Annotated in this window: 11 protein-coding genes; 5 read left to right on the top strand and 6 right to left on the bottom strand. The window is 54.7% G+C overall.

Features of this window, described 5'->3' with window-relative positions; genetic code table 11:
- Positions 1-178 precede the first annotated feature (178 nt).
- The gene (locus tag H8Q75_RS03960; protein WP_024125973.1) at positions 179-865 is read right to left on the bottom strand and encodes an ABC transporter ATP-binding protein; all 687 of its coding nucleotides are present in this window, start codon (positions 863-865) and stop codon (positions 179-181) included.
- Between the two features lie 62 nt (positions 866-927).
- Between H8Q75_RS03960 and H8Q75_RS03955 the strand changes: the two genes are divergently transcribed.
- Positions 928-3,078: an HAD-IIB family hydrolase gene (locus H8Q75_RS03955; protein WP_297040696.1), complete on the top strand. Its 2,151-nt coding sequence runs from the start codon at positions 928-930 to the stop codon at positions 3,076-3,078.
- A gap of 47 nt (positions 3,079-3,125) precedes the next feature.
- On the opposite strand, the gene H8Q75_RS03950 is transcribed toward H8Q75_RS03955, so the two are convergent.
- Positions 3,126-5,165, bottom strand: coding sequence for a putative PEP-binding protein (locus H8Q75_RS03950; RefSeq protein WP_297040693.1), 2,040 nt, complete (start codon positions 5,163-5,165; stop codon positions 3,126-3,128).
- Positions 5,166-5,227: 62 nt separating this feature from the next.
- On the bottom strand, positions 5,228-7,459 hold the full coding sequence (locus H8Q75_RS03945) for a bifunctional (p)ppGpp synthetase/guanosine-3',5'-bis(diphosphate) 3'-pyrophosphohydrolase (RefSeq protein WP_041429968.1): 2,232 nt from the start codon (positions 7,457-7,459) through the stop codon (positions 5,228-5,230).
- Between the two features lie 227 nt (positions 7,460-7,686).
- Between H8Q75_RS03945 and H8Q75_RS03940 the strand changes: the two genes are divergently transcribed.
- Positions 7,687-8,361 carry a hypothetical protein gene (locus tag H8Q75_RS03940; RefSeq protein ID WP_041429328.1) on the top strand — a complete coding sequence of 225 codons (675 nt, stop codon included), beginning with the start codon at positions 7,687-7,689 and terminating at the stop codon, positions 8,359-8,361.
- Here H8Q75_RS03940 and purE read toward each other — a convergent pair.
- Entirely contained in the window at positions 8,336-8,857 is a 522-nt protein-coding gene (purE, locus tag H8Q75_RS03935; protein ID WP_024125978.1) for a 5-(carboxyamino)imidazole ribonucleotide mutase, read from the bottom strand. The two genes, H8Q75_RS03940 and purE, sit on opposite strands and share 26 nt — an antisense overlap.
- Before the next feature lie 78 nt (positions 8,858-8,935).
- Here purE and queG point away from each other — a divergent pair, with 78 nt between their 5' ends.
- The 3 genes from queG to H8Q75_RS03920 are packed head-to-tail and all read left to right on the top strand — an operon-like array spanning position 8,936 to position 11,633.
- Positions 8,936-9,865: a tRNA epoxyqueuosine(34) reductase QueG gene (gene queG / locus H8Q75_RS03930; protein ID WP_041429330.1), complete on the top strand. Its 930-nt coding sequence runs from the start codon at positions 8,936-8,938 to the stop codon at positions 9,863-9,865.
- Between the two features lie 42 nt (positions 9,866-9,907).
- Positions 9,908-10,807, top strand: a complete 900-nt coding sequence (locus tag H8Q75_RS03925; protein WP_024125979.1) for a vitamin K epoxide reductase family protein — start codon at positions 9,908-9,910, stop codon at positions 10,805-10,807.
- Positions 10,808-10,862: 55 nt separating this feature from the next.
- Positions 10,863-11,633: a response regulator transcription factor gene (locus tag H8Q75_RS03920; protein ID WP_297040687.1), complete on the top strand. Its 771-nt coding sequence runs from the start codon at positions 10,863-10,865 to the stop codon at positions 11,631-11,633.
- On the opposite strand, the gene H8Q75_RS03915 is transcribed toward H8Q75_RS03920, so the two are convergent.
- Complete coding sequence (locus H8Q75_RS03915) at positions 11,599-11,808, bottom strand: hypothetical protein (RefSeq protein ID WP_024125981.1); 210 nt, start codon at positions 11,806-11,808, stop codon at positions 11,599-11,601. The genes H8Q75_RS03920 and H8Q75_RS03915 overlap by 35 nt on opposite strands.
- A 1-nt stretch (position 11,809) precedes the next feature.
- Positions 11,810-12,495 (bottom strand): shikimate dehydrogenase (locus H8Q75_RS03910; protein WP_297040684.1); only part of this gene is annotated, 686 nt, incomplete at its 5' end.

The raw sequence follows: 12,495 nt of genomic DNA, 5'->3' as shown, positions 1-12,495 counted from the left end.
TGGTGGGGGGGGGGGGTTTGGGGGGGGTTCAGTCATGGCGATCGCTCCTAATGCAACAGTTCAATCCTACAGGTGAATTCCTATGCAAGTATTCTATATCTTTAGTTTTTGATCATAGCAGCCAAAGCAGGGGCCAGCGGTTTGAAAAATCGCTTTTGGTGAAGGAACGGTTGGCTCTTCAAGCGTGCAGCAGAGGAATCATATCGGTGGGTGCCCCTTGGCCAATCACTTTGCCGCGATCGAGAACAATGGCACCATCCGCTTGCGCTAGTTCATCGAGGCGATGGGTGACCCACAGCGCCGTCATCCCTTGAGTGTTGACCAGTTGGCGCACATAGCCCAAGAGTTCCCGCTGGCTATCGGGGTCAAGGAGTGCCGTGGGTTCATCGAGCAACAGCACCCGGCAATGGCGAGCAATCGCCCCGGCAATAGCTACCCGCTGTTTTTGGCCACCACTGAGGGCATAGATGGGACGGCGTTCTAACCCCTGTAAATTTACCGCTTGCAGAGCAGCACTGACGCGCTCACGCACCTGCCAATAGTTCAGAGCTTCACCATTGAGACTAAAGGCAATATCGGCACCCACACTCGGCATCACCAGTTGGTGATCGGGGTTCTGGAAGACAAAGCCAAGGGGCTGCTCTACATAGACTTCACCCCTTTGGGGCTGCAAAAGTCCCCCCAAAATACGCACCAGTGTTGACTTACCACTACCATTGCGGCCTAGGAGCATCCACAGTTGCCCCCGCGGGATTTCTAACGATACCTGATCCAGCACTAAAACCTCTGGCGACCAGCCAAAGGAGACCTCTTTGAGATGAATTGCTGTGGAGATTGCCGCCATGGGTTTTTGGACAATACTCATGGTTTTCGGTAGGGTGATGATGATCCCCAATTGGGTTGTTGGGCACCAAGTAAGGAGCGGCTATGCAAGAGGAATTATACATTGTCCTCATCAGCATTCATGGTTTGATTCGGGGCGATCGCCTTGAACTGGGGCGAGATGCCGATACGGGAGGACAAACGCGCTATGTGGTCGAACTGGCAAAAACCCTTGCAGCCCATCCCCGTGTTGCACAAGTGGATTTGGTCACTCGTCTAATTCCCGATGCCAAGGTCAGTCCCGACTATGCCCAGCCCATTGAGCGAATTAGCGATCGCGCCCGCATTGTCCGTCTGGCCTGTGGTCCGCGCCGCTATTTGCGCAAAGAAGTGCTTTGGCCCTATCTAGATGTCTTTGCCGATGAACTGTTGCGCCATCTCCGCCAAAGTGGGCGCATGCCCGATGTCATCCACAGTCACTATGCCGATGCGGGTTATGTGGGCTGCCGTGTGGCTGGCTGGTTGGGGGTTCCCCTTGTGCACACTGGGCATTCCCTCGGACGGGTCAAGCAACAGCGACTCCTGGCCCAGGGCGGTAAACCCGATGCCCTTGAAGAGCAGTTTCACTTTACGACGCGCATCGAAGCCGAAGAACAAACCCTTGCCAGTGCCGCACTCATTATTGCCAGTACCCACCAGGAAGTCGAAGAGCAGTATCGCCTCTACGATCAATACGACCCGGCACGGATGGCCGTGATTCCACCGGGGGTAGATACCAGCCGCTTCTATCCAGCCCCGGTTCCAGCCGATTTACCGTTTCGCAAGGAATTGCGTCGCTTTTTGCTGGAGCCGGAAAAGCCCTTTATCTTTTGCCTCTCTCGACCAGTACCACGTAAGAATGTGGCTGCCCTGCTCAAGGTCTATGGCAGCGATCCCTTTTTGCAGGAGCGAGCAAATCTCGTTTTAGTTCTCGGCAATCGCACCGATATTAGCAAGATGGAGGCCAGCCCTCGCCAAGTATTGACGGAAGTCTTTTTGCTGGTGGATCGCTATGATCTCTATGGCAAAGTCGCCTATCCGAAAACCCACACGAGTGATGAAGTCCCCGATCTGTACCGTTTAGCCGCGCAGCAACGGGGGGTTTTTATCAATCCTGCGCTGACGGAACCCTTTGGCCTGACCCTCATTGAAGCGGCTGCCTGTGGATTGCCGATTTTGGCCACAGCGGATGGCGGGCCGCAGGAGATTATCCGCCACTGTCGCAATGGCTTGCTCTTTGATGCCCTTGATCTAGAAGCAATTCGCAGCGCTCTGCATCAAGCCTTTCAAAGCGATAGTCAGTGGCAGACTTGGGCAGACAATGGCCTGAAGGGGGTACAGGCCCACTACTCTTGGCGCAGTCATGTGGAGACGTATTTGCAGGCCCTTGATCAACTGGCGGCAAAATCGGTGTTGCCCGTGTTGAGTGTGCAACGGCAACCGCTTCAGTGCCAGACTCATCAACTGCCAACCACCCTGACACGGAACCGCCTGCTCACCCTCGAACGCCTGTTGATTAGTGATATTGACAATACCTTGATTGGCGATCGCGCGGCCCTTGAGCGACTATTAACCCTTCTCCAACGCCGTCCCGAAATGGGTTTTGGGGTGGCAACGGGGCGTCACCTAGAAATTACCCTAGAGGTGCTCCATGAATGGGGGGTGCCCATCCCCGATGTTTTAATTACATCCGTGGGCAGTGAAATTTACTATGGCCCGCACCTGGTTCCCGACACCAGTTGGCAGCAGCACATTAGCTATCGCTGGGAACCGCAGCGGGTCAGAGACACCCTCGCCGCTGTGGCCGGCCTAAGGCTGCAACCCCCTGAGAATCAACGCTCCCACAAAATTAGCTACAACGTTGACACCACTGTTCTCCCCAGCATTACACCAGTGCTGCGGCTGCTGCGGCAGCAGAAACTCCATTGTCGGCCGATTTTCTCCCACAATCAGTTCTTGGATATTTTGCCCCTACGTGCTTCCAAAGGCGATGCTCTGCGCTATCTGGCCCTGAAGTGGGGCTATCCGCTGCAAAAACTGTTGGTGGCTGGCGATTCTGGCAATGACGAGCAAATGCTGACGGGGAATACCCTTGCTGTTGTTGTGGGCAATCACAGTCCGGAATTGGAAAAGCTGCGCGATCGCCCCCACATTTACTTTGCCAAGGGTCACTATGCCCAAGGGATTCTGGAAGCCATTGAGCACTACGGCTTCTAAGCAGCCATCCAGTCAGATTCCCCAGGGGGATAGTCGGCAGAGGGGCCCTAGAGGTAACTCAACACTTGGCTAACCACTTCTGGGCTCACGGAAATACTGTCAAGGCCCAAGTCAATTAACCACGGCAGCCAATGGGGATAGCGGGCGGGGGCTTCACCACAAAGACTGCAGCCTAAATGATGCACTTTGGCGCCTTGAATCAGTTGGGCGATCGCCCCCCTAACGGCAGGATGGTCTTCATTTAATTCGGGTAGGGCCGTTTCGCGATCAATGCCCAAGAGCAGTTGGGTGAGATCATTGGTGCCAATTGTAATTCCCGCAACGCCAAGATGGGCTAGATCAGCCAGCAAAAATAGAATAGCCGGCACCTCCGCCATCACCCACAATTCCACACCCGCATTGAGTGTAAGACCATGCTCCGCAAGTGCTTTTTGACAGTAGACCACTTCACCGACACTGCGGACAAAGGGCAGAACAATGCGTAAAGGGCAGGTTTCTAAACGGTGGGCGATCGCCAGCGCCGACAGCTCCAAGTGAAATAGTTCCGGACAATGGGAATAGCGACTCACGCCCCGCAGCCCCCAATCTGTTTCCGGTTCAAAGCGATGTCCCCCCAACAGTTGCCGATAATCTGCTGGCCGTAAATCCAACGTGCGATAAAAGAGGGGACGGGGGGCGATCGCCCGCATAAATTCACCCAGGTGCTGCACCCAGCGATCGCGCAACTGCTCAGCTTCCCCCTGCTCCAACCAATGACAGGGATGGCGATGCTCCAAAAAAGCCAGTAACATCAGCTCTGAGCGCAACAGGCCAATGCCATCGCAGGGAAGCGATCGCAATAGTCGTAGGGCACTGACTTGACTCACATTGACCATGACCTGCAAGGGCAATTGCTTCACCGCCGGGGGTGAGGGCGTTTGCGGAAGGGGGGTAGCCACCACCGGCAATGGCTCTGGGGGCAGTTGATAGATAGCTCCCCGGTGACCATCAAGAAACAGTGTCATTCCCGAACGAATCTGCTGTGTGGCATTGGCCACATCCACCACCGCTGGCCGTCCCAATTCCCGTGCCAGAATTGCCCCATGGCTCGTTAGCCCTCCCTGCTCACAAATCACACCAACGGCAGCATTCACGAGGGGCAACCAGTGGGGAGGAATACTTTTGGTCACCAAAATCCGTCCAGCCACAGCAGCCGGGGCACAGGGGTCGGTGACCACAATGGCAGGGGCGATCGCCTGCCCTCCAGCAGCGGGAATTCCTTGCGCGAGTAGAGTATGCTCCACCGCCTGCGGCAAGGGGGCAACCGGCAGAGGCTCCGGCAAACACTGTCCCCACCAAACCTGTGTCTGGCTGCGATGCCAAAGCCAGAGATGGGACGCTGCCCCGCGACAGGCCTGCTGCAAGTGGTGCTCCTCTGCGGGCGTCAGCTCAATTCCCCTTGGGGACAGGGGAATGCCTTGATGGGGTAGAGCCACACCGCTGGCGATCGCCTTCAACGTTGGCTCCCTCCCTATCCACCAACCTGAAGCAACAATGGCACTTAGGGGGTAAAGCAAGATCACCCCCTTGAGCTGACAAAAATCCCATCCCTGCTGCCAATAGGTATAGAGATTCTTGGCTTGAACAAGGGCAGCAAAGGCAGCTTCGATCACCTGATGACACAGGGGCAAACTGGGACGGTTTAAGACTGTGCCACGACCTAGCCCCCAAGGTAAGTCCACAGCACCCTGCCAAAGATAGGTGGTGAGAACCAGATGGGAGTCTCCCCCCTGTTGTTGCCAAAAGTGATGACACTCAGCAAAAATTGTTTCTAACTCTCCCACATCCAAGGGCGGTAATTGATCGGTCATCTCCAGAGCCAGTGCCTTGAAATCCGCCGCAGTGGGAGGTCGCTCCTGCCAGCGATCGCAGGCTGCTTGCCACAGGGGAATGGCGCCAGCGCGCAACTGTTGCCAGACACTAGTAGAAATCAACCACACAGGATGAGGCGGTGGCAAGACTTGTTGCGTCTTTTGCAGGGCAACCAACGTTGGGGAAAGGGCTTCCGCTGGGTACTGCTGTAGGGGTTCCAGAAGGAGTGATGTCACAAACGCATTTCCTTAATCGTCTCCTGAATCGTCCTTGGGGGGCTGGGAGCCGACGATCCTACCTAGGGAGAACTGACTTCCGTTGGCTGACGGCGGCGAATGTTGAGGACATCAGTGATTTTTCTAATTTGCGCCAAGATACGATCCAACTGCTTCGCATTCACAATATCAATACACAAATCAATAGTTGCCGTGCCCGTCGGATGCGTGTGGACATTGGCTCGCCGTACATTAATTTGATGATCGGTTAAACGGGTCAAAATATCCTTAAGAATACCGACGCGATCAATTACCTCAATTTGCACATCCACAGGGTAGGTTTGGGGACGGTGTGGATTGACTTTGGTATTCCAACTCACTGGAATCAGGCGATCGCTCGACACCGCCTCTAGGCTGCTACAGCCCTGCCGATGAATGGAAATACCCCGACTGCCCAGCGTCACCACGCCAATAATCGGCTCATCGGGCACAGGACAACAACAGCCAGCAATGTGATAAACCAAGCCCTCCACCCCTAGAATCGGGGAATCAGTGGGTTTGGTGGTCGCTGGTACACGGTTAACAGGGGCAGATTCCGAAGGCAGTTCCGGTGGGGTTGTCTCTGGACGTGCCAGGGTAATTGCCCGCAGCCGATTCACCACCAGATTCAGCGTGATTTCACCATAGCCCAGGGCCGCCACTAGGTCATCCACACTTTGGTAGTTGCTGCGCTCTGCCACCTGCTGCATTTGCGGTGACTTCAGGAGTGCTTCCAAACCGGCTTTGCCCAGTTCTTTCTCTAGTAACTCCCGTCCCCGTTGCAGGTTTTCATCGCGGCGCGATCGCTTGTACCACTGCCGAATACGATTGCGTGCCGTTGTTGTTTTAACAAAGTTCAACCAATCCAAACTGGGGTGAGCTGTTTTTTGAGTGAGAATTTCCACAATGTCGCCATTGCGCAGGGGGGTATCTAGGGGCACCATCCGACCATTCACCCGTGCCCCAGCACAGTGATTGCCGATATCGGTGTGAATACGGTAGGCAAAGTCAAGGGGCGTTGCCCCCTGTTGCAGGGCAAGGACATCCCCTTGGGGTGTAAAAACATAGACCTCCTTATCAAAGAGATCATCGCGAATGCTGTCAAGATACTCCTGCGCATCCTTGAGGTCATTTTGCCAATCCAGCAGTTGGCGTAGCCACGTAAATTTTTGATCTTGGACACTCCACTGCTGCGGCAAGGACTGACCTGTTTCTTTGTACTTCCAGTGGGCAGCAATTCCATACTCAGAGACATGGTGCATCGCCAAGGTGCGAATTTGCACCTCCAAGGGGCGCCCCCCGAGACCCATAACGACGGTGTGCAGCGATTGATACTGGTTGGGTTTGGGCAAGCTAATGTAGTCCTTGAACCGCCCCGGCACCGAAAGAAAACAGTCATGGACAACCGCAAGGGCACGATAGCACTCATCCTTTGTGGCTACAAGGATGCGAATGCCCGCTATATCATAGATTTCATGGAATTCTTTGTGCTGCCGCATCATTTTTTGGTAGATGCTGTAGAGGTGCTTGGGACGGCCGCTAATTTCTAGGTAGCCAAAGCCCATCCCCGATAACCGCTCTTGAAGAATTTGAATGGCCTGCTGCAGTTGTGCCTCGCGATTGGCGCGCTTTTCGGCCACCAATTCTTGAATGCGGCGGTAGGCCTCTGGCTCCAGGTACTTAAAGGCCAAATCCTCGAGCTCCCACTTGATCCGCCAGATCCCCAGGCGGTTGGCCAGGGGAGCAAAGACATCACGGGTTTCTTGGGCAATGGCATGGCGGCGATCTTCCGGCAGATACTCAAGGGTGCGCATATTATGCAGGCGATCGGCTAGCTTGACGACGATGACACGAATATCCTGCGCCATCGCCAAAAACATTCGCCGGAAACTTTCCGCTTGCCGCTCCGTTTTACTGGAGAAGTTAAATTTCGAGAGCTTGGTGACCCCTTCCACCAGTCGCCGCACCTCAGCACCAAAATTTGCTTCTAGCTCCTCTGCTGTAACAGCGGTATCCTCAATCACATCGTGGAGCAACCCCGCCGCCAAGAGGGCTGGCCCACCCCCTAAATCCCGCAAAATACTCGCCACTGCCACAGGATGGGCAATGTAGGGTTCCCCTGAAGCCCGCCGCTGTCCTTGGTGCAAGTCATAGGCAAATTGAAACGCTCGACAGACCAAATCATCCCCATTCTCAGGATTTGGATTTTGCAGGCACGTCGCTAACCAATCGGGTAATTCAATATCAGTCGGCAAGCTAGGTGCAAAAGCGTTCATGGCGGCAGGCGATCGGGAAAGCAGCACAATCAATTCGAGTACGTATATTTTACTTTAATTTCATCCCCAGCGCGGGGATGAACTAGAGCGCCAACGCTTCTTGCCCCCCTAATTTTTGGGGTTACGGGTTGATAAATTTCTTATCTCCCCTAACATGGCAACTAAGCACGTGAATCCCTCAGAGAAACAAGAGCAAGACAAGAACTATGGGAACCCCACTGACGCCAATGACTCGGCATTACATCCTGCGTTTGCTCAATCAAGGCAGCGATCCATTGGCGTGGCTAGAGCAGAATTTGGAAAAAGCAGCGCAGCATCGGGAGCAGGATATTCTTGCTCGCCTCGAATCTTTAGCTCCTGCAGAATTGGCAGCAGTGGAAATGATTGTGCGCCTGCACCGCTCCCTCAGTGGCACTGCCGCGGAGAATTTGGATGCCTCTGTGCAGCGAAAAAGCCTAGAACAAAAACTATTCCATATCTTGGGGGTGACGCCACCAACAGAGGTTGCGCCCTCTGAGATGATCGCCGCTTCTGCTGCTCAGGCTCCGCTGCAACTGGCTCAGGTGCTGGAGCACTTGAATCGCGTTAGCAAAGTAGCTCAAAAGTATCTAGGCAGTAGAATTGTTGCCAATTACTGGCGAGCCTCGCGCCCTCCTAGTAGCTGGTGTGCTGATTTCCTTGTCAGCGATGACGGTTCCATTACCTACCAGGGTGCTCTACCGCCTCAGCAGGTTTTGGTCAACTCAAGCCAACAGCAGCAGTTGGAAATGTGGTTAGTGAGTTTTGTCGATCAATGTTGCCGCATTCTCCCCCTCTTTAAACATAATCTGCAAAAAGCAAGGCTCTCGGATTCTTCCTTCCGATCTGAATCAGGGACTACTGCTGTTTCAGATAAGCGCTAGCCCCCAGTGTTTGCAGTTTTTCATTCTTGGCGCTCACAGTGGCTGCTAATTCTTGACGATAGGCAAGCACTTGCTCCAGCAACGTTGGATCATGACTGGCCAACAGTTGGACCGCCAATAGGCCTGCATTTTGGGCATTGCCAATGGCAACTGTTGCAACGGGAATCCCGGCCGGCATCTGCACAATTGAGTAGAGAGAGTCCACCCCCTGCAAATGGCGGCTCGGCACGGGTACGCCAATCACGGGCAGGGGGGTTAGGGAGGCTATCATGCCCGGTAAGTGAGCAGCGCCCCCGGCACCGGCAATAATGACTTTTAGACCTCGCTGATGGGCATTTTGAGCAAATTCCACCATGGCAAGGGGAGTGCGGTGGGCTGAGAGGATAGCGACTTCATGGGGAATGCCAAAGCGCTCACAAATGGCGATCGCCCCCTGCATGGTCGGCAAATCGGAATCACTGCCCATGACAATGGCAACCAGCGGTGTCTCTGCCATTCCTCCTGCTTACCCCCTCAACAAACGGTGCAACCTCATCCTACAGCCCTTTTCTGCGGAGCGAGATATGATTTCCCTATGGTGAGTGCTGCTGCGATTAAGGAATTTGCCCATCAGTTGGGGTTCCATCGGGTGGGGATTGTGGATTTGCGCACCTATACGGATGACCATCCTTCTGGAGTGGCTGCCCTCCAGCGCTGGTTAGCCCAAGGATTTCAAGCGGACATGGAATGGATGGCCAATCCCCGCCGACAGGAGATTCAAGCTGTCCTGCCGGGAGCGCGATCGATCATTGCCGTTGCCCTGAATTACTATCAGCCGCATCCCCAGCCCCCTCCTAAGGTGAAAATTGCCCGCTATGCCTGGGGGCGAGATTACCATCGGGTCTTGGGAAAACGCTTGCGAGCACTGGCGCAATGGCTTCAGTCCCAGGTACCTGAGATGAACTACCGTTGGTATGTGGATACCGGTCCTGTGCAGGACAAAGTTTGGGCAGAACAAGCAGGAATCGGTTGGATCGGCAAGCACAGCAATCTGATTTCACGGCAGTATGGCTCGTGGATTCTCTTGGGGGAATTAATTACCACCTTGGCGTTAACGGGCGATCGCCCCCACACGAATCACTGCGGCACCTGTACCCGCTGCTTGGCCGCCTGTCCCACCGGTGCCATCGTCGAACCCTATGTGGTGGATGCCAACCGCTGCATTGCCTACCACACGATTGAAAACCGTGCCCCCGAACTCCCCGCCGCAATTGCTGCTCACTTAGAAGGCTGGGTTGCCGGCTGTGACATTTGCCAAGAGGTGTGCCCGTGGAATCAACGCTTTGCCCAACCGACGGATGTGTCTGACTTTGGGGCGCGATCGCCCCTCCTCAACACTACAGCCGAAGAACTCGCTACCCTCAGCGAGCAAACGTGGGACGAGCTGACCCGCGGTTCGGCGCTGCGGCGAATCAAACCGGAACAATGGCGGCGCAATGCCCAAGCGGTGCTCTCTACTCGCTAGTATGATGATATCAATTAAGTGATTCAATCCTGAGGCTCACCAATGGTTCGACGACGCTCTACCCCTTGGATCTATCGTTGGTCGCGGTGGCTGATTGGTGGGGTTGCGCTTGCGGGTATGGCGGTAACGGCCTATCTGACGCTCGTTAAATTGACCGATCAGGAAGTAGCGTGCCCGACCTCCGGCTGTGATATTGTCCTCAACAGTCCGTGGGCAACTGTATTTGGTATTCCCCTGTCCCTCCTTGGTTTTGTGGCCTACACAGGAATGCTGTCTCTGGCAGCATTGCCACTGCTGTTGAAGGAGCCCCAGCAGAAAGAACTGCGCCGTCAAGTTGAAAGCACCACTTGGCTTTTGCTCTTTCTGGGGGCCATGGCTATGGCCAGCTTCAGTGGTTACCTCATGTACATTCTGGTCACCGAAATTAAAGCCAGTTGTCTCTATTGCATTGCCTCGGCCGTCTTTAGCGTCACCTTGCTCCTCTTGACAATTGTCGGTCATGAGTGGCGCGATCGCGGCCAACTCTTTTTTAACGGCGTGATTGTTGCGGTTATTACGCTCGTGGCTGTTTTTGGCATCTATAATGCGCGCATGGCTAACACCGACGGCCCCGGCATTCCCGTTGTCAATACTTCAGGTCCTGCAGAAATGGCCTTAGCGCGCCACTTAACCCAGGTGGGGGCGGTTATGTATGGCGCCTATTGGTGTAGCCACTGCCACGATCAAAAGGAACTCTTTGGCAAGCAGGCGGTACGCGAACTCAACTATGTGGAATGTGACCCCAATGGTGCCAATCCCCAAGTGGAACGCTGCCGCGCCAAGGGCATTCAGGGCTATCCCACATGGGAAATTCATGATCAGCTTTATTCCGGCACGCGATCGCTAAGTGAACTGAGCCGGCTCAGTAACTACAAGGGTCCAATGAACTTTAAGAACGAATAGGGACAGCAGATCTCGGTGATAGAATAAAGCCAACCAAGCACTATGCCGGTTTTCTATGCTCTCTACCGAGACTGTTGCCGAACCACCAGAGGCCTCTCGTATCCCCCTAACTACCCTTGCCAACATATTGGTAATTGAAGACGAAGACCTAATTCGCGAGACCCTTGTGCTTGCTTTGGAGGAGGAGGGATACCATACCCTTGTGGCCAGCGATGGCTATGAAGCCCTCAGCCTGATGAATAACTATCTCTTGACGGACAGCTTCCCTAAAGATGCAGAGATACATCTCATCATTCTAGATGTGATGCTGCCAGGTATTAATGGACTCGATCTATGCCGAATCATTCGCGGGGAAGGGTGCACCGTCCCCATCCTCATGATCAGTGCCAAAGGCAGTGAAATTGATCGGGTGGTCGGCCTGGAAATTGGTGCCGATGACTACTTGGCTAAGCCCTTTGGCATGCGGGAGATGCTGGCCCGCTGCCGTGCCCTCTTGCGGCGGACACAAATTCAACCGTCCACGGCGCTAACGGTGCTCCGCTTTCGTGATCTTTGTCTCTATCCCCAAGAATGCCGCGTAACCCTGCGGGGCGAGGAGATCAATCTCTCCCCCAAAGAATACAAACTGCTCGAGCTGTTTATGCGCCACCCCCGCCGCGTTTGGCCACGGGAGCAATTGCTAGATCAAGTGTGGGGGCCTGACTTTATCGGCGACAGCAAGACGGTTGATGTCCACATCCGCTGGCTGCGGGAGAAAATTGAAACCGATCCCAGTCATCCCCAGTACATTCTTACGGTGCGGGGTTTTGGCTATCGCTTTGGTTGAGGGTCAGTAAAACAATCGCCATCAACGCTGCCGGTAAAAGGACTAGCAAGGCAATCACACCGAAACTTGGCGGCAAGGGATAGAGGGGTGCGGCAAATTTAATCCCTAGGGAAATAAGGAGCGACACCAGCCACACCACGGCTAACCACATCAGTTCTGACCGCCAAGGTACCATGTTATTTCTCCATCCCTAGGGCCGTTTCAAGGGCAGTGGCCATGATGGCAGTGGGGGCGGGTTGGCCAATCCAGTACTCCAAGGCTGCCGCTCCTTGATGGAGAAGCATGGCAAGGCCGTCGAAGGTTTGCAGTCCCCGTGCCATCGCCAATTGCAAAAGCAGGGTGGGGCGAGGCTTGTAGATGAGGTCATAGACAATGGCGGTGGCGGGTAGTTTTGCCAAGTCTTCGGCTGCTAGGGGGGTGGCGCCAGGATGGGGGGCCATACCAATGGGAGTGGTATTGACCACCAGGCTGATTTTCGCCAAACAAGTGGCTCGCTCTGACCAAGGCATAGGATGGAGGGGAATCTGTGGCCAACTGGCCACAAAGGCCTCTAGCCGTTCCCTTTGGCGACCACTGATATAGATCTGCCGACAGCCCAAGTCATAACAGGCAGTGACTACGGCTCGCGCCGCCCCCCCATAGCCCAAGACTAAAACAGCCATTTCCGACCAGAGGCAGGATTGTTGCCGCAGGGGTGCCAAGAAGCCATGCACATCGGTATTCGTGCCCACCCATCCTTTTTCACTGCGATAGACGGTGTTGACTGCCCCGACCTGCTGCGCGAGGTCGCTCACATCTGCTAAATGGGGAAGGATGGTTTCTTTGTGGGGAATTTGCGGCAGGTGGGTGCTCATGGGCAGGC

The organism is Thermosynechococcus sp. OHK43, assembly GCF_014466085.1.
In the GTDB taxonomy this organism is placed as follows: Bacteria; Cyanobacteriota; Cyanobacteriia; order Thermosynechococcales; family Thermosynechococcaceae; genus Thermosynechococcus.
Note: the sequence above shows the minus strand (reverse complement) of the source record. Positions and strands in the feature narration are given on the sequence as shown.